The following is a 17,000-nucleotide window of genomic DNA, read 5'->3' as shown; positions in this document are numbered from 1 at the left end:
GGTCCGTCCGCCGGACGGGGGGAGGGAGTGAGGGTCTCGGGTGCTCCCTCCGCCGGTGAGGGAGTGGCGGCCGCGGGTGGCTCGTCCGCCGTCCGTTCGGAGGCCGGCTGCCGGTCCACCGGCGGCCGGTGTGCGGGTGCCGCGTCCGCGGTCGCTTCCTCCGGGAGGGGCTGGAGCGGCCTGCTGTGGGCCCAGTGCGGGCCGAGGTCGTCCAGAGTCCAGCCGAAGGGATAGCTGCGGGGCTTGTTCCGGTACGGCCACCAGTCGGGCCGCGGCGGCAGGTGGCGCAGCAGCGCGGCCCGGGTGCGCAGGGCGTGGTGGGCGGCCCTGCGGACCGGACGCGGCTGCGCACGGAAGCCCAGCGCGTCGAGCAGCGGTTCGTCGAGGACGGCGAGCGAGGCACGCGCCACCAGAGGGCGCAGCAGATTGGGGTACCACTGGGTGACGACCCTCAGCGTCGCCGCGGCGACCCGCCGGTTGGCCGGGTCGTACGCGAACATCCGCTGCTCGTAGGTGTCATGCAGGCAGGCGAAACCCGCGTAGTCGGCGGGTATGCCGGTGATGCCCATCAGCTCGCCCATGCGCCGCCCCACGAGCGCGAGGCTCTCGGTCTCCTGCTCGGACAGCGCCCGCCAGCCGTACCGGTCGATCCACCGTTTGGGGCCCACCACGGTCGTGGCCAGGACGTACAGGTAGTCCTCGTTGGGTATCCGGTAGCGGCCGTGGATGCGGTTGAGGTGGCGGGCGGCGGCACGGGCCTGCTCGGATTCCATTCCGTCGCGGACCATCTCGTGGGCGATCAGCACGGTGTCGTCGTACCGCTTCTGCCCGGCGCGCTCGAACTCCTGGGTGCGGTCCAGGAGCCGCGAGATGCGCGGCACGCCGTAGTCCCGCAGGAAGGCGACCGAGACGCCCTGGAGGTAGTCCCAGGGGAACTCGTACTGCGTGACCCAGCGGAAGATCTCCTCGTAGTCCTGCTGCGGGTCCATCTGCCGGATGCGGTGGAGCCGGCTGTAGCGGCCCATGGGGGCGGTCTCCTATCGGTCCTGGTCGTGTTCGGACGGGTGGGCTATCGGCCTCTGCTGTGTATGGACAGGTCGGCGAAGTTGACGGTCTCGGCGTCGACCAGCACCTGACCGGCCTCCACCCCCGTCACCGCCAGCTTCGGCAGCTGTACGGCGATAGGGAGGTTCGCCGGGACGATGTCGGCCCCGATGCAGATACGCGGGGTGCCGACGCCGAGGACGGGAATGGTGATGGAGCCGGTGAGCCGCGTGACGTAGATGTCGACCTGAGGGATGTCGAGGTCCACGTCGATCGTCTGGACCCGGCCCGCGCTCTCCAGGCGGAAGGAGTAGTTGTCCGCGACCAGCCGGTCGGCATGCACCCACAGCACCTTCATCCGTCCGCCGTCGGCGGTAGGAAGGTAGGTCGCGCCGTGGATGATGGCGCCGTACGCGGTCAGCGTGTCGGCACCGACCTCCGGATAGTCGGGGCTGATCGGATAGGTGGACCGGGGGCGGCCCGGCTGGTCGCCGACGACGACCGGCGGGCGCAGCGCGGTCAGGTCGTCCGGGTCGGCGGAGGTCTCGCCGGGTGCGGCCTCCTCCAGCTCCTGGTCGGGGTTGGGGAGCCCCCCGGTGTCGACGCCCGTGAGACACGGGAGCGTGACCTGGGCGGCCCCGGCACGGTCGTCCGGTTCTTCCGTCCTCTGGTCGCCGTCCTGGTCCGGAGAGTCGCCGCCGTCCGCGCCTCCGGTGGCCTGCGGTGATCCGGATGCAGCGGGAGGAGCGGACGCGGAGCCGGTACCGCCCGGAGCGGGCGTGGGAGTGGGGGAGGGCGACGGGGCCGACTCCCAGGGCCAGGCCAGGGTGGGCCGGGGGAGCGGGAACACGTCCGTGCCCGGTGTCGCGGCGGCGGTGGCGGCGGCCGGGAGTCCGGCCGCCGCCACCAACGCGCTCACCACGAAGAGGGCCGTGCCCCGGGCGGGCGTCCGGCGGCTGCCGGAGCGGGCACGGTCCTCACGGGCTTTTGGGGCACCGACCTCCTGGCCCTTCGGGGCACCACCCTCCCTGGGCATGCCCGCCGCGCCGGGTCCGGGTGCGGCCTCGGCACGGACTTCCCGCGCCGGATCGCCCGGTCCCGCCCCGGACGGACCGGACAGCCGGTCCCCGTCGTCGCCGGCCACCGCACGGACGGGGTCGGGCATCCAGCCGAACGCCATCGAGGAGCCGATCAGCCCGGCCATCATGCCGACGCCGAAACCGCCCAGGTTCGTCGTCGCCATCGAGGTCAGCGAGGCGATGGCGGTGACGACGGAGACGAACATCCGCTGGTCGGGCTTGAAGAGGAAGAAGAGGCCGCCCGCGATCAGCACCAGACTGATGCCGACGGCGGACATGGCGCCCACGCCGATCTTGATCATCAAGGGGAGCGGGGCCAGCGGGATGGCGACCATCTCCACGCCTCCCGCGACGATCCACACCGCCGCCCAGAACGGACGCCTGCGCCGCCAGCCACGCAGGGAGCGGCGCAGCCGCGGCGCGGGCAGGATCCGGTCGAACCAGTCGCCGGTCTCGCGCGCCAGTTCCGACAGGAAGCCGAAGACGAAGCTGAACATGACCGAGTCCGTCCCTCGTCGCCGTCAGAAGCACTGCTTGCCGGTACGGCTGAACTCGATCTCCAGCTTCTCCAGCGTGAGGGTGCCCCCGTTGGCGGCGTACGCGGTGCTCCGGACGTCATGGGCCACGGCTGTGCTCGCCTGGACTCCGAAGGTGCCCCTGGGCCCGGTGACACCGGGCGCACCGGTCAGGGTGGAGGCGTCCCGGCCTGCCTGGACTCCGGTGACCTTGCCGCCGCCCCCGGTGAGGGCGTCCGCGTTCACCACGAGGTTGCTGCCTTCGAGCGGCTTGTCCGCCCCCGAGTGCACCAGCATGGTGATGTCCCCGACCAGCGGCAGCTTCTGCTTGAGCGAGACGCACACGTCGGAGACCGTGCCGTTGTTGACGGCGGCCAGCAGTACGGGTCTGGCGTCGTTCGCGGAGTCGCCGATGGAGGAGGGGAACGACGACACGCCATCCGCGGTGATCTCCGAGGCGGAGACCTTGAACGCGGCGCCCGAGACGGCGAAGGACGCGGCGAGCGCTCCCTGGGCGAGAGCGATACCGAGTGCCCCCACGGCCAGGGTGCAGGGGACGAACATGACGGCGCTGCGTTTCCAGTGCGTACGACCCGCACCCGGGGTACTTGTTCCGGTATAGACGTATCTATCACTCATGGGGAGTCCCTTTCGCAGGGCTGGGGCGATGGCGACGAGCTCTCGGGGGCCATCGATGAGTCGAAGATACAAAAACTATTGACTTGTTTCACGGGGCACGTCAATACTCCGGACACAACGGAGAAACGGAGGCGTCATGGCTGCCCTGCCGCACCTGCCCGCCGATCCAACATCCCTATACGCCAAGGGAGTTGAGACATCCTCCGCGGTGAGGGCGCCGCGCCGGGGCGGAATGGCCTGGCGTCACTTCGGGGACGCCCGTGCCACCCTCATGGCGCCCCAGCTGCTCCTGCTCCAGGTCGCGCACCCCGTCGTCGGCGCCGGCGTCACGGACCACAGCAACTTCCGCGCCGAACCCTGGCCCCGCCTGATCCGCACCCTGCTCTCGCTGAGCACCGTCATCTACGGAGGGCAGCGCGCCGCCACCGACGAGGCGCGGCGCCTGATCCACGTGCACGCCGGGATGAAGGGCACCGACTCCGCGGGCCGCCGCTACCACGCCCTCAACCCGGAGGCTTATCACTGGGTGCACGCGACCCTCGTCAAAGGCCCGGTCGACGCACAGAATGTGTTCGGCAAGGGCATGACCGAAGAGGAAACGGAGGAGTACTACCGCGAGATGCGGGACGTCGGACGGGTCTGGGGCCTCAAGGACCACCATCTACCCCCGGACTGGGCGGCGTTCACCGCGTACTACGACGACATGGTCGACAACCGGCTGGAGTACAACCAGTCCGTGCGGGACGTCGTCGACGAACTCACCCACCCCGCCAAGCCGTTCCGCCTGCTCCCGGGCCCGCTCTGGCGGCCCTTCGCCCGGATCGCCGCCCACTACGCACTGCTGGTCACCGTCGGCACCCTGCCGCCCCGCCTGCGCGACCGCCTCCACCTCGGCTGGAGCCGGCGGCAGCAGCGCGCCCTGCGGCGCTTCGCCCTCGTCGTGAGGCTCCTGATGCTGCTCGTCCCACCCCCGCTCCGCATCACCGGATCCCTCGCCATCGCCTACTGGGCCACCCACCGGCCGGGCACCGATCCCGCCGCGCGACGCCCGCTGGGAGCGAGGTGACATGAAGTCCACCGCCGAGCCCGCCCCGCTCGCCCCCGGAACGATCCTGTGGGAGATCGCGGGCGACGTACGGCTGCTGCTCTCGCTGCCCGCCGCCCTCGTCCTCCAGGTCGCCCACCCGGCGGTCGGTGCGGGCGTCGACGACCACTCGGTGTTCCGCACTGACCCCTGGGGGCGCGCCGAACGCTCACTGGAATCACTCCAGTTGTGGGTCTACGGCGGCGAGCGGGCGATCGAGGAAGGGCGCCGCCTGCGTCGCCTGCACAAGACCATCAGCGGCACCGACACCCGGGGCCGCAGCTACCACGCGCTCACCCCCGCCTACTACGCCTGGGTGCACGCCACCGCCTACCCGGTGTTCCTGCGGGCCGCCCGCTATCTGTCCCGGCCGCTGTCCCCCGAGGACGAGCGCCGACTCTACGACGAACTGCTGCAACTCGGCGCCATCCTCGGCATCAACGAGCGCGACATGCCAGGCACTCCCGAGGAGTTCTGGCCCTACTTCGACAAGATGATCCAGGAGGAACTGGAGAGCACCGCTGTGGTCCAGGAACTGCTCGACCCGCGCCGCCCCATCGCCCCGCCTCCCGGTTCGGGCACACTGACGCGCCGACTCTGGCCGCTGCTCCGCCGGCCGATGGGCCGCCTGCACGTCTTCGTCACCGTGGGCCTGCTGCCGCCCGCCGCGCGCGACCGGCTGGGCGTTCCCTGGACGCCGAGGGACGAACGCAGGCTGCGCCGCTTCGGCGCGGTCGTACGCACCCTGGTCCCCCTGCTCCCGGAGCGCCTCCGCTACCTCCCCACGGCCCGGGCCGCCCGCGCGGCCGGAGGGTGAGCGGGGCAGCCTCGGGACGGGGCGGTGAGAACACGGCCCGGAGGTCTGTGGTGCGGGCCGGGTGTCGGGGCCCGTCATGCCTGGCTCGAACGTCCTCGCCACGCAGCGAGACGCGTTGCCCGCCATCCATACTGTGCGCCCGTGCCTGGGGCCGGCATTGTGCGCCCGTGCCTGGGCCCCGCGCCGACTCCTTGACAGGGGTTCCAGCCGACTGAGCAAGACCCGCCTGCATTCTGTGTGGCTGCCTGCCTCTCCGAAGCCGGGCATGGAGTTGCCGTCCCGCTGCGGGCAGTGGGCACTGCCCGAATACCGCACCGGCATCAGCCGGGATAGCCGCTCCAAGCCCCCTCTTCGGCCGACGCCCGTGAACCAGATCTCCGTCCGTCAGCCGGTGCGCTGAGCACCGGGTAGGGGGGAGACTTCGATCATGAGCACCAGGCGACGCCTCCTTGGCACCGGTCCGAGCACCACCACGTACACGTCGACGACGGATCCAGGATCGCGGCTTCTGCCCGCCGAGCGAGTCGAGCCGGATGTGCCGTCGCAGGAAGTTCCGCAGGACGGCGACCACGACCGGAGCGGCCGGCGGAATCTGGGACCGGGCGTCGGCGGGAGCGGAGCGAGTGCCAGGTGCCTGGAGGACCTGGAACCAGACCCTGCCCAGTGACGGCACCCGGTCGCCGAAGAAGCCGACCTCATTGCCGAGTCGGCCTTCTCTGCGGGGTCGCTCCGCGAGGTGGCCTCGTCCGCCACCTCGATGCCGAGGCTGCCGTTGCCGCAGGCGCCCTGGCGGCGGTCCCCGTCACGTCGTACGAGGCGAACGGGCCGTTCGTCAGGGAGCCGGCCACACCGTCAAGGTCTCGTCCGGTCCGGAGACCGACATCGACTTCGTGCGCCATGACCACGGGGGCGTCCGAACTCCGCACGGCCACAAGCGACATGGCTGTTCTCTACCGTCCGGTCCGCGGCGCGTCCTCGTCGTGCGGGTCCGCGTGGCGGGTGCGCAGGCGCGAGACGAGTGGTCCGCCGTAGCCGGCGGCCAGCGGCCCGAGGAACCACAGGACGAAGGCGTAGGGGAACACCCAGGCGAGACCGAGGCTCAGGACGAAGCAAAGGCCCACCGCCCACGAACCGTTGGCGTGCCTCCGGACTTCCGCGACGTCGCCGATGACCAGACCGGCGTCGACCGAGACCTCCTTGAGGGCGGCCTCGCAGAAGAGGATGCCCGCCATCGTGCCGGCGAAGAGGGTCTGTGCCATCGGATTGGTGATCGCGGAACCGATGACTGCCGTCGGGAACGGCAGGAACGCGACCAGCAGCAGGAACGGCGCATGCCAGAACGCGAAGGTCTGCGACAGCACGCGGATCCGGTCCATCAGCTGGTGGTGACGACGCCACACCGACCAGAGGAGGATGAACGCCAACGCGAACGCCAGATAGGAGCTCCGCTGGTCCACCAGGAAGCGGCCCAGCGCATCAGCCGACTCCAACTCCTCTTCGTCCGGGCGCTCCAGTTCCACGGCCAGAAGTGTCATCGCGATAGCGAAGATCGCGTCCGTGAAGAAGGCCAGTCTCTCGGGCGAGAGCCCAGGCTCCGGCCGCACATCCTCGCTCATCCGAACTCCCAGGGGTCAAGATCGTGGACCCGATCCTAGGGACTGCCGACCAATGAGCTCCTGAGCCCGCCGGGAGTCTCTCTGCCCACCGGGGCACTCGCCGGCAGCGGTGACGAGCTGCGCTCCGGCCACCACGACAGTGCTGGGGCCGGTGGGCGCGGGCTCCACCTTGCTGGTGTCGAGTTCGAAAGAGGTGGTACCGCACCCGCATGTACAGCGTGCTCGCCGGCCGGCGCGTTCCCGTGTCCAGGACCAGGTCGGTCGGAACCGGCAGGTAGAGCGACACCACGCTCACCTCAACAAGGTGGTGCGGCCGTGGGCAACACCGAGTCTCGTCGACGCACTCGCCCTGGCAGAACTCGGTGAGTCTGCCAGGGCGAGTCGGGCCAGTAGGTTCCCGCGCGGTCATCGGGTTGTGGGTCCCCGCCCGATGGCCGTCGGCTCTCCAGACCTGGGTGAGGGGAGAGGGCGGCGCGGGAGCGTGGTGGCCGGGAGGAGCGGTGGGTCAGCGGGTGAAGGTGACCCGCTGCTCCTTGAAGGCGGCGCAGTTGGAGCCGGATACCTGGGTGTACACGTTGTTGATGTGGCCGCCCCAGTCGACGCAGTGGCCCTTGCCGTACACGTAGGCCGGTCCCGCGTACGAGGTGTACTGCCCGTAGTCCTGGTCGCCCTGGTCGGTGTCAGGGACGTAGATCCATGTGGACATGTCCACGGCGGTGCCCGGGTTCTTGCGGATAGTCGTGACGCAGTTCTTGCCGTTCGAGGCGTTGTACGTCAGGTAGACCGTGCCCAGTGAGCCGACGGGAGCCGAGTTCACGGTCTTGTAGGCGCTCCCGCAGACCTTCTGCGGCGTGGTGTTCGGTGCGGCCGAGGCGGGCGCAGCCAGAGCTGTCGTGGCCCCCACCGCCAGGGCGGCTAAGGCGGCGCCTGTCAGAACAGAACGGTTGAATCGCATATTTCCCCCTTGTGATCTTTGGAGATGTTTGCTCCTGCCTGATGTGACCCGCGGGACAGCGGAACGGTTGTGCATGGTCCGCAAAATATGTGCGGCCTGATCGGCATCACTGGATCCATCTGCGCACGACAGATCCGATCAAGGCGACCCTCGCCGCCGTGCGACCACGCACAAACGTGGCCAAGGGTGCCGACAGCCGGGCCCCGGGCCTGGGCATGGTGCTCAAACCGGTGGAGTCCGCGCAGGCCCGCCGGCACGTCGTCAAAGCACCCCACCTGGCCGTCGGTGCCGTCGGCATTGTTCACCGATGAGTGGTTCACCGAGACGCTGCGGGTGGTGGAGTGGTGGAGGGGTGGACCAGCGGGCCCGCAGCCCTGTCGTGGATGGCTCCGTGCGATGTGTGCCGTCCTCAGTGCCGCCGTTCGGATGACTGGTTGGTGAGGCGTGCGGGGTGAAGCCGGATGCGGGCCTAGCCTGTCGCACGTCCGGGCTTTCCTCCTCTCCGTCCGGATTTCTCGTACTGGTCCGGAAGGAGTGTGAGGGTGGCGTTTTCGTCCGGCATCCGTGGCCTCCTGCGGGTTCCGCTCGCTCTGTGCCTGTCGGCAGCTCTGCTGGCGGGCTGCGATACCGGAAGTGGCGGGCCGGTGACGCTCAACTGGTACAACTTCCCCGATGATTCGGGTGCGTTGGCCAGTGCGGCCAGTGCCTGTTCCAAGCAGTCCGGTGGGCGCTACCGGATCAGCTACAACAAGCTGCCCCGTACCGCCGACGGGCAGCGCCAGCAACTGGTGCGCCGGCTCGCCGCCGAGGACGACACGGTCGACATCATCGGGCTGGACGTCACCTGGCCCGCCGAGTTCGCGGAAGCCAAATGGATCCTGCCGTGGACCGGGGACAACCGCGCCGCGGCCACCCGGGACACCCTGGAGGTCCCGCTGCGGACGGCCACGTGGAAGGGCCGGTTGTACGCCGTCCCGTACAACACGAACACCCAACTGCTCTGGTACCGCAAGGACCTGGTCCCCACGCCGCCCAAAACCTGGGCCGAGATGATCCAGATGGCCGAGGTTCTGGCGAAGCGGGGCAAGCCGCACTACGTGGAGATCCAGGGCGCACAGTACGAAGGACTCACGGTCTGGTTCAACACGCTGGTGGAGAGCGCCGGCGGCTCCATCCTGAACGCCACCGCCACGGCTCCCAAGCTGGGCCCACCCGCCGTGCGCGCGGCCTCGATCATGAAGGCTCTGGCCAACTCGGCCGCGGCCGACCCGTCCCTGTCCAATCAGATGGAGGACCAGAACCGGCTGGCCATGGAGTCCGGCACCGCGGCCTTCGAGATCAACTACCCCTTCGTGTATCCCTCGATGAAGGCCAACAACCCCAAGCTCTTCAAGCAGTTCCGATGGGCGCCCTACCCGGGGGTCGGAGAGGGCCGGCCGGCCAGGCCCACCATCGGCGGCATCGACCTGGCCATCGGCGCCTACTCCCGTCACTCCGAGTTCGCCTTCGAGGCGGCGCTGTGCCTGCGGAACCGGCAGAACCAGTTGACCGCGGCGCTCAAGGGCGGGCTCCCGCCCACGCTCCGCTCGCTCTACTCGGACCCCTCATTGGTCAAGAACTACCCCTTCGCCTCCACCGTTCTGGCGGCCCTGGAGAACGCCAGCATCCGGCCCAAGACCCCCGCCTACCAGAACGTGTCCATCGCGATCTCGCACACCCTGTCGCCGCCGAACGGGATCGAACCGAGACCGGACGTGCAGAAGATCAGTGGCCAGATCAAGGACGCCCTCGACTCGAAGGGGCTGATCCCGTGACCCAGTCGGTTCCGACCGCCCCTCAGGACGCGCCGGCGCCCAAAGACGGCCCCGTTCTGTCCGAAGGGGCCCGGCAGGAGCGCCGGTTGGGCTGGCTGTTGTGCGCACCCGCCGTGATCGTCATGCTCGCCGTCACCGCCTACCCCATCCTCTACGCGGTCTATCTCTCACTCCAGCGATATGACCTGCGTTTTCCACAGCAAGCGCGGTTCGTCGGCCTGAGCAACTACGGCGCCGTACTGTCCTCCGAGTTCTGGTGGCAGGCTTTGTGGGTGACGGTGTTCATCACCGCGGTCTCCGTGGTCGTGGAACTCGTCCTCGGATTCGCCCTGGCGCTGGTGATGCACCGCACCATCTTCGGCCGCGGAACGGTCCGTACGGCCATCCTGATCCCGTACGGCATCGTCACCGTGGTCGCCGCCTACTCCTGGCAGTACGCCTGGACCCCGGAAACCGGCTACCTGGCCGATCTCCTGCCCTCCGGTGACGCTCCCCTCACCGAACAGTGGCCGGCCATCGGCCTGATCATCCTGGCCGAGGTGTGGAAGACCACCCCCTTCATGGCCCTGCTGCTGCTCGCCGGCCTCGCCCTGGTGCCGGAGGAGACGCTGCGCGCGGCCCAGGTGGACGGCGCCGGAGCCTGGCAGCGCTTCTTCCTGGTGACCGTCCCCCTGATGAAGCCGGCCATCCTGGTCGCCCTGCTCTTCCGGACCCTGGACGCCTTCCGGATCTTCGACAACATCTACATCCTCACGGCCGGCGCACACAACACCGGCTCGGTGTCCATCCTGGGCTACGACAACCTCTTCACCGCGCTCAACCTCGGCATCGGCTCGGCCATCTCCGTACTCATCTTCCTGTGCGTGGCGTTGATCGCCTTCGCCTTCATCAAACTCTTCGGAGCGGCCGCCCCCGGCTCTCAGGAAGGGGGACACTGATGTCCGCCACCACACGACGACGGATGTCGGGGTGGGCCGTGGTCAACATCCTGGTCATCGCCTACGCGCTGTTCCCGGTCTGGTGGATCATCGCTCTGTCCTTCAAGGACCCCAGCACCCTCACCGACGGCAGCTTCATCCCGACCAAGTGGACGTGGGAGAACTACCACGGGATCTTCCAGACCTCCGAGTTCACCCGCGCCCTGATCAATTCCATCGGCATCGCCCTGATCTCCACGGTGATCGCGGTGATGCTGGGCACCATGGCGGCCTACGCCGTCGCCCGGCTCCGTTTTCCCGGCAAGAGCCTGCTGATCGGCATGTCGCTGCTGATCGCCATGTTCCCGCCGATCTCGTTGGTCTCGCCGTTGTTCAACATCGAGCGGATCATCGGCATTTTCGACACCTGGACCGGTTTGATCATCCCGTACATGACCTTCTCTCTGCCGCTCGCCATCTACACCCTGTCGGCCTTCTTCCGGGAAATCCCCTGGGATCTGGAGAAGGCGGCCAAGGTGGACGGTGCCACCCCGGCTCAGGCGTTCCGGCTGGTGATCGCTCCGCTCGCGGCGCCGGGAGTGTTCACGACGGCGATCCTGGTGTTCATCTTCTGCTGGAACGACTTTCTCTTCGCGATCTCGCTGACCTCGACCTCGGCGGCCCGGACCGTGCCGGCGGCCATCGCCTTCTTCACCGGGAGCAGTCAGTTCGCCCAGCCCACCGGTTCGATCGCCGCCGCCGCCGTGGTGATCACCATCCCCATCATCGTCTTCGTGCTGCTCTTCCAGCGGCGCATCGTGGCCGGGCTCACCTCCGGAGCCGTCAAGGGCTGACCGGCGGCAGCCGTTCGTCAGGACAAGAAGGACCGACCGTGGCAGAGATCGTTCTCGAAGGCATCACCAAGCGCTACCCCGATGGTGCGGTGGCGGTGAAGGACGTCAACCTCAGGGTCGGGGACGGGGAGTTCGTCATCCTCGTCGGCCCCTCCGGCTGCGGTAAGTCCACCACCCTCAACATGATCGCTGGGCTGGAGGACATCACCGAGGGCACCCTCCTGATCGACGGACAGGTCGTCAACGACAAGACCCCCAAGGACCGCGACATCGCCATGGTCTTCCAGAGCTACGCCCTCTACCCGCACATGAGTGTGCGCGACAACATGGGCTTCGCGCTCCGGCTGGCCAAAGTGGACAAGGCGACCATCCGCGAGAAGGTCGAAGAGGCTGCCCGAATCCTCGACCTGACGGAACATCTGGACCGCAAGCCCGCCAACCTCTCGGGCGGTCAGCGCCAACGGGTGGCGATGGGGCGGGCCATCGTGCGCGACCCCAAGGCGTTCTTGATGGACGAGCCGCTCTCCAATCTGGACGCGAAGCTCCGCGTCCAGATGCGCACCCAGATCTCCCGCCTCCAGCAACGTCTGGGCAGCACCACGGTCTACGTCACCCACGACCAGACCGAAGCCATGACCCTGGGCGACCGGGTGGTGGTGATGCGCGGCGGAGTGGTGCAGCAGATCGGGACCCCGCAGCGCCTCTACGAACAGCCGAAGAACCTCTTCGTCGCCGGGTTCATCGGTTCGCCCGCGATGAACTTCCTGCACGCCACCGTGGAGGAAGGCCGTCTGCGTACTTCGGTGGGCGATCTCGACCTCAGCGACCGGCTGCGCCGCAGCCTGGAGCGGCACGACGCCCCCCGGGATCTGATCGTGGGGCTGCGCCCGGAGGCCTTCGAGGACGTCGCCCTGGTGGACCAGGGCAGAGTCGGATCGGGTACCACCTTCAGCGTGGACATCGACGTGATCGAATCCCTGGGATCCGACGTCTACGCCTACTTCACCGAGGACGAGTGGCAGCCCACCGCCACCTCCGAACTCGCCGAGCTCGCGGCCGACTCGGGGATGACCGACACCGGCGCGGGCGGGCACCAGATCGTCACCCGTCTCAACGCCTCCACGCGGGTGCGCGAGGGCAGCCGGGCCGAACTGTGGGTGGACACCGTCAAGATGCACGTCTTCGACCCGGCCTCCGGGGCCAATCTGACACTCTCCGACGAGCCTGCCGACTGACCCCTCGAAGCGGCATGTCTCAACGCAACCCGTCGGTCTACGTGGCCGGACGGCCCTCGAACGCGGTCGCAGGGGCCGGCATCCGGATGGTCGTCCAGATTGTCGAGGTTCCGCGTGAACCGAGACGGGGTCGTTTTCCGTATCCCACCGAGGGGGTCCGCAACAGGGTGGAATCCTCGGTCTTGGTGACATCGTGGGCGCCGGTCGTGAACGCGGCCGCGCAGCGATGACGGGGTAATGGGGGAAACGATGGTGGCCGCTGGTTATCAGGTGCCGAGAAGCGCCGTGCTTCCGGTAGATGCGGCGCGATGGGCGCTGTGGACGTTCGTCGTCGTCAACGTGGTGATAGTCGAGGTCTTGTTCTTCAGCGCCGGTGCCGGGAAGAACGGGGTGCTCACCACCGCCAAGTTCTTCGGGCTGCACGCCGCCTTGATCCTGCTGTTCCAACTGTTGTTGGTGGCCCGACTGCCGTGGCTGGACCGCCGCATCGGCATGGACCGACTGACGGTGTGGCACCGGTGGGTCGGTTTCACGCTGCTGTGGACCGTCCTCACCCACGCCGTGTTGGTGGTGCTCGGATTCGCGACGCTCGACGACGCGTCGATGGCGAAGACGTTCCTGGCGCTCGCCGGGGTGCCTGCCTCCCTTCTGGGCATGCTGGCAGCGGGCGTCATCGTGGTGATCGGCGCAGTCTCCACCCGTCCACTTCGACGGAGGCTTCCCTACGAGATCTGGCACGGACTGCACTTGATGCTGTACGTGGCCCTGGGGCTGGCGTTCGTCCACCAGTTGAGGGAGACGACGACCTTCACCTCCTCCACGTTCGCAAGGGTCTACTGGTGGGCGTTGTGGCTGTTCGCCTTCGGCGCCCTCCTCGCCGGGCGGATTGCGGTGCCGGTGTGGCGCAACGCCTACCACCGGTTCCGGGTGGAGGCCGTGATGCCGGAGTCGGACAACGTGGTGTCGGTGCACGTGACCGGCCGCAACCTCGACAGGCTGCCCGCTCGGGCCGGCCAGTTCTTCATCTGGCGCTTCCCCGGGCACAACCACTGGTGGTCGGCGAATCCCTTCTCGCTGTCGGCGGCACCGAACGGCCGCGGACTGCGTCTGACGGCCAAGGCGGTCGGCAGCGCGAGCTCCGGCCTGCGGCATCTCCCGGTCGGGACGCGCGCGTACCTCGAGGGACCGTACGGCGCGTTCACCTCCCTGCATCGCACGCGGCCCGGGGTACTGCTGATCGCAGGCGGGGTGGGGATCACGCCCGTTCGGGCCCTGCTGGAGGAGGAAACCGCCGGCGATGTCGTCGTGCTCTACCGGGCCCGCACCGAGGGAGACGCCGTACTGGGTGACGAGGTGCGCGCACTCACCGCCGCCCGCGGTGGGCGGCTGCACCTGCTCACCGGCCGGACGGGACAGGGGGAGTCGCCGTTGAGAGCCGAGAATCTCCTCGCGCTCGTCCCCGACATCGCCGAACGCGACGTGTACGTCTGCGGCCCGCCCGCCATGACCTCGGCCGTACTGAGCGGCCTGCGGAGTCTGAAGGTCCCCCGCAGGCAGGTGCATGCCGAGAAGTTCGGCCTGGCCTGAGGTCTGATCCGCGGCGTGGAGACGGAGCGGGCGGTACGTGAAGAACCGGGACGCCGGCCCGGCCTGGCTACGAGAGACGTACCTGGCGGTGCGAGCCGGGCCGGAAGCCGGCACCCGGAGCTCGATCGGCTAGACCTCGCGCTCGCTCCGTACGGCCGTCCGTACGTCCCACATCGCCGTCGCCTCGTGCACGGCGGCTCCGCCCAACTGCATGGACAGGAGAACTCGCATTGTCAGTGACGGCTGGGATGGTGGACGCCATGGACAAGGACGATGAACAACTGCTGCGCGGCCGGGTCTACGGAGCGGACCACGACGACCCCCGCCAGGGCCCGCAGCGGGGGCGGGACTATGCCGAGCTCGTGGGTGGGCCGTTGGACGGTTTGCTGCTCGACATCACAGGCTGGACCTCGGACGGGAGGAGCACAGGTGTGGCCCTCGAGACGGAGCTGGGCCGGTTCGGCTCCGGAGCACGTGCCGTCTACGACCCGCGTCCCGGCAACGCGAAGCTGTGGGACTGGTCCGGGGACACCCCCTGACGGCCGTGGGCCGGTCCGCGTACTGACCGCACACGCGCTCAGACATGCCAGGTGACGGTGTTGTCGGCCGCGGTCACGAGAGCCAGTACGACCAGGTCTGCCGCACCGAGCAGCATCCCGAGGTAGGCCCGGTTGCGATGGGTCGTACCGCGATGAAGCGCGACAAGCCCGAGCGCGATGGCGGTCGGCCCCAGAAAGAGATTGAAGACCAGCAGACCGACCAGGCCGAGAATGAAGGATGCGGCGGCCAAGGTGTAGGGGTCGCGGCGGGACGGTGCCGGTGTCGTCTCGGGCATCGATCGGCTCACCGGGCCTCCCCGCTGCGGTAGGAAGCCTGCTTTCGCACCGTGCCGTTCCCCGCACGATGCCTCCGCAGACCGTAAACGAGCAACCAGCAGCCGATGGCCACGGAAGCAGTCAGCGTGATGGCGAGCGGCAGATGCGCCGCGGCACCCACCACCACTCCGAGGAGAAGGAAAGCGGCGACGAGGAAGAGCATGTGTCTCCTTTCGGGTCTGCGAGGCATCGCGGACGAATGATCGCGGAGCCCCGGGTGCCCGGGCCGCCACCCAGGAACCCGTGCCGCTCCGTCAGCAACGGCATCGGCCTGAACTACTCGGCCCAGCACGGCGGCTCCAGCCGGTGAGGGGCGGCGTCTGCCGGTGGGTGGGGGCGTCCGCCGATGAAGGAGCAGATCGAGGTGTGAGTGACGGCGTAGGGGCGACTCGTCGGAGGAGGGGTTGGGCCCACAGCTTCTCGGGACCCTTCGCCCGCGATGGCCGGCGAAGAATCGCCGGTCGCCCTTGGCGCTCACGGGCATCGCCGCCTGTCGCGCGCTCTGGGGCATTCCGGGGGCGGGTGCCCGGCTCCGCCGACTTCTGGAGGTCTCGCATGTCCGTTTCCGCCGCGTCCGATCCACTCGCCGAGCTGTCCGCCGCTGGTGTCTCGATCTGGCTGGACGACCTGTCCCGCGAGCTGCTGGCCGGAGGTGAACTGGAGCAGTTGATCGCGGACAAGCATGTCGTGGGGGTGACGACGAACCCCACGATCTTCGCTTCGGCGCTGGCCAAGGGCGACCGGTACAACGAGCAGCTGCGCCGGCTGGCAGCTGAGGGTGTGAGCGTGGACGACGCTGTCTTCGCCCTGACCACCGACGATGTACGGGCCGCCTGCCGGACGTTCGGCACGGTGTACCGGCAGACCGGTGGGACCGACGGGCGCGTCTCGATCGAGGTCGATCCCCGGCTGGCGCGGGACGCCGACGCCACTTCCCGCCAGGCACGCAAGTTGTGGGAGAGCGTCGACCAGCCGAACCTGCTCGTCAAGATCCCGGCCACCCGTGAAGGACTGACGGCGGTCACCGCCGCCGTCGCCCAGGGCGTCAGCGTCAACGTCACCCTGATCTTCTCCCTGAACCGCTATCGCGCGGTGATGGACGCGTACATGACCGGACTGGAGCAGGCCCGAGTCGCCGGCCATGACCTGACGGGCATCCACTCCGTCGCCTCGTTCTTCGTCTCCCGCGTCGACACCGAGGTCGACCGCCGTCTCGATGCCCTGGGGACCCCGGAGGCGCAGGCTCTCAAGGGCAAGTCCGCGATCGCCAATGCCCGGCTCGCCCACCAGGCTTTCGAGGAGGCGACCGCCGGACCTCGCTGGCGGACTCTCGCTGCGGCCGGAGCCCGCACGCAGCGGCCTCTGTGGGCATCCACGGGGGTGAAGAACTCGGCGTACCCCGACACGATGTACGTCGACGAGCTCGTCATCGCGGGCACGGTGAACACCATGCCAGGCACCACTTTGACGGCGGTCGCGGACCATGGCACGGTCCGCGGCCACTCGTCGGTCGCCGCTGACCACGCCGCTGCGGCAGCCCACTTCGAGGCGCTGGAACGAGTCGGTGTGGACTTCGCGGACGTCACCGACACCCTGGAACGCGAAGGACTCGCCAAGTTCGAGGACAGCTGGACCGAACTGGGTGCCTCTGTGGACCGCGAAATGCATTCCACCGACGCCGGCGATCCGGCATCCGCCCAGGCGTCCTCGCAGAAGGCCCCGAACAGCGCCCACCTTCTGGCGATCTACCTCAACGACCACCTGTCCGGCGCGACCGCGGGCGCGGAACTCTTCCGTCGGGCGGCGCAGACCCAGGGGGACCGGGAGCACGACACCGTCATGGCCGACATGGCTCAGCAGGTGGAGCGGGACCGTGACTCGCTGACGCAGATCATGACCGACCTCGGCGTGCCCACCGATCACGCGAACGTGGCCCTCGGATGGCTGGCCGAGAAGGCGGGCCGCGTCA

At 69.0% G+C, this 17,000-nt stretch carries 14 protein-coding genes and 3 pseudogenes; 10 read left to right on the top strand and 7 right to left on the bottom strand.

Annotated features, from left to right (window positions below; genetic code table 11):
- Positions 1-149: 149 nt before the first annotated feature.
- The 3 genes and pseudogenes from ACWD68_RS01980 to ACWD68_RS01970 form a co-directional block, all read right to left on the bottom strand.
- Positions 150-1,025: pseudogene (locus ACWD68_RS01980) on the bottom strand (oxygenase MpaB family protein); the annotation flags it as partial.
- A gap of 44 nt (positions 1,026-1,069) precedes the next feature.
- Positions 1,070-2,620, bottom strand: coding sequence for a DUF6114 domain-containing protein (locus ACWD68_RS01975; protein WP_451804516.1), 1,551 nt, complete (start codon positions 2,618-2,620; stop codon positions 1,070-1,072).
- A 24-nt stretch (positions 2,621-2,644) separates the two neighbouring features.
- Entirely contained in the window at positions 2,645-3,277 is a 633-nt protein-coding gene (locus ACWD68_RS01970; protein WP_451804515.1) for a DUF6230 family protein, read from the bottom strand.
- A 136-nt stretch (positions 3,278-3,413) separates the two neighbouring features.
- Between ACWD68_RS01970 and ACWD68_RS01965 the strand changes: the two genes are divergently transcribed.
- Positions 3,414-4,343 (top strand): oxygenase MpaB family protein, encoded by a 930-nt coding sequence (locus ACWD68_RS01965; protein ID WP_451804514.1) that lies wholly within the window; start codon positions 3,414-3,416, stop codon positions 4,341-4,343.
- A 1-nt stretch (position 4,344) separates the two neighbouring features.
- On the top strand, positions 4,345-5,178 hold the full coding sequence (locus ACWD68_RS01960) for an oxygenase MpaB family protein (RefSeq protein WP_451804513.1): 834 nt from the start codon (positions 4,345-4,347) through the stop codon (positions 5,176-5,178).
- 950 nt (positions 5,179-6,128) lie between these two features.
- Here ACWD68_RS01960 and ACWD68_RS01955 read toward each other — a convergent pair.
- Positions 6,129-6,794 carry a TMEM175 family protein gene (locus tag ACWD68_RS01955; RefSeq protein WP_451804512.1) on the bottom strand — a complete coding sequence of 222 codons (666 nt, stop codon included), beginning with the start codon at positions 6,792-6,794 and terminating at the stop codon, positions 6,129-6,131.
- 505 nt (positions 6,795-7,299) lie between these two features.
- Positions 7,300-7,749: a spore-associated protein gene (locus ACWD68_RS01950; protein ID WP_451804511.1), complete on the bottom strand. Its 450-nt coding sequence runs from the start codon at positions 7,747-7,749 to the stop codon at positions 7,300-7,302.
- Positions 7,750-7,856: 107 nt separating this feature from the next.
- Here ACWD68_RS01950 and ACWD68_RS01945 point away from each other — a divergent pair.
- The 7 genes and pseudogenes from ACWD68_RS01945 to ACWD68_RS01915 form a co-directional block, all read left to right on the top strand.
- Positions 7,857-8,027, top strand: a pseudogene (locus ACWD68_RS01945) (IS256 family transposase); the annotation flags it as partial.
- A 264-nt stretch (positions 8,028-8,291) separates the two neighbouring features.
- A complete protein-coding gene (locus ACWD68_RS01940) occupies positions 8,292-9,563 on the top strand; it encodes an ABC transporter substrate-binding protein (protein ID WP_451804510.1) in 1,272 nt (423 codons plus the stop codon).
- The gene (locus tag ACWD68_RS01935; protein ID WP_451804509.1) at positions 9,560-10,501 is read left to right on the top strand and encodes a carbohydrate ABC transporter permease; all 942 of its coding nucleotides are present in this window, start codon (positions 9,560-9,562) and stop codon (positions 10,499-10,501) included. The genes ACWD68_RS01940 and ACWD68_RS01935 overlap by 4 nt, the downstream gene beginning before the upstream one ends.
- On the top strand, positions 10,501-11,334 hold the full coding sequence (locus ACWD68_RS01930; RefSeq protein ID WP_451804508.1) for a carbohydrate ABC transporter permease: 834 nt from the start codon (positions 10,501-10,503) through the stop codon (positions 11,332-11,334). Before ACWD68_RS01935 ends, ACWD68_RS01930 begins: the two co-directional genes overlap by 1 nt.
- Positions 11,335-11,372: 38 nt before the next feature.
- Entirely contained in the window at positions 11,373-12,569 is a 1,197-nt protein-coding gene (locus tag ACWD68_RS01925) for an ABC transporter ATP-binding protein (RefSeq protein WP_451804507.1), read from the top strand.
- 249 nt (positions 12,570-12,818) lie between these two features.
- Positions 12,819-14,156 (top strand): ferredoxin reductase family protein, encoded by a 1,338-nt coding sequence (locus ACWD68_RS01920; RefSeq protein ID WP_451804506.1) that lies wholly within the window; start codon positions 12,819-12,821, stop codon positions 14,154-14,156.
- A gap of 260 nt (positions 14,157-14,416) precedes the next feature.
- Positions 14,417-14,695, top strand: coding sequence for a hypothetical protein (locus ACWD68_RS01915; protein ID WP_451804505.1), 279 nt, complete (start codon positions 14,417-14,419; stop codon positions 14,693-14,695).
- A gap of 38 nt (positions 14,696-14,733) precedes the next feature.
- Here ACWD68_RS01915 and ACWD68_RS01910 read toward each other — a convergent pair whose 3' ends face one another.
- Both ACWD68_RS01910 and ACWD68_RS01905 read right to left on the bottom strand, forming a co-directional pair.
- Entirely contained in the window at positions 14,734-15,003 is a 270-nt protein-coding gene (locus ACWD68_RS01910) for a DUF4190 domain-containing protein (RefSeq protein WP_451804504.1), read from the bottom strand.
- Entirely contained in the window at positions 15,000-15,194 is a 195-nt protein-coding gene (locus ACWD68_RS01905) for a hypothetical protein (protein WP_451804503.1), read from the bottom strand. Before ACWD68_RS01905 ends, ACWD68_RS01910 begins: the two co-directional genes overlap by 4 nt.
- A 392-nt stretch (positions 15,195-15,586) precedes the next feature.
- Here ACWD68_RS01905 and tal point away from each other — a divergent pair.
- Positions 15,587-16,702, top strand: a pseudogene (tal, locus tag ACWD68_RS01900) (transaldolase); the annotation flags it as partial.
- Positions 16,703-17,000: the final 298 nt, after the last annotated feature.

It is taken from the genome of Streptomyces sp. NPDC005141 (assembly GCF_053599975.1).
This window is presented reverse-complemented; position numbering and strand designations above follow the sequence as displayed.

Coding starts and splice junctions, on each gene's coding strand:
- ACWD68_RS01975 (WP_451804516.1), bottom strand. CDS start 2,620: ATGTTCAGCTTCGTCTTCGGCTTCCTGTCGGAACTGGCGCGCGAGACC.
- ACWD68_RS01970 (WP_451804515.1), bottom strand. CDS start 3,277: ATGAGTGATAGATACGTCTATACCGGAACAAGTACCCCGGGTGCGGGT.
- ACWD68_RS01965 (WP_451804514.1), top strand. CDS start 3,414: ATGGCTGCCCTGCCGCACCTGCCCGCCGATCCAACATCCCTATACGCC.
- ACWD68_RS01960 (WP_451804513.1), top strand. CDS start 4,345: ATGAAGTCCACCGCCGAGCCCGCCCCGCTCGCCCCCGGAACGATCCTG.
- ACWD68_RS01955 (WP_451804512.1), bottom strand. CDS start 6,794: ATGAGCGAGGATGTGCGGCCGGAGCCTGGGCTCTCGCCCGAGAGACTG.
- ACWD68_RS01950 (WP_451804511.1), bottom strand. CDS start 7,749: ATGCGATTCAACCGTTCTGTTCTGACAGGCGCCGCCTTAGCCGCCCTG.
- ACWD68_RS01930 (WP_451804508.1), top strand. CDS start 10,501: ATGTCCGCCACCACACGACGACGGATGTCGGGGTGGGCCGTGGTCAAC.
- ACWD68_RS01920 (WP_451804506.1), top strand. CDS start 12,819: ATGGTGGCCGCTGGTTATCAGGTGCCGAGAAGCGCCGTGCTTCCGGTA.
- ACWD68_RS01915 (WP_451804505.1), top strand. CDS start 14,417: ATGGACAAGGACGATGAACAACTGCTGCGCGGCCGGGTCTACGGAGCG.
- ACWD68_RS01905 (WP_451804503.1), bottom strand. CDS start 15,194: ATGCTCTTCCTCGTCGCCGCTTTCCTTCTCCTCGGAGTGGTGGTGGGT.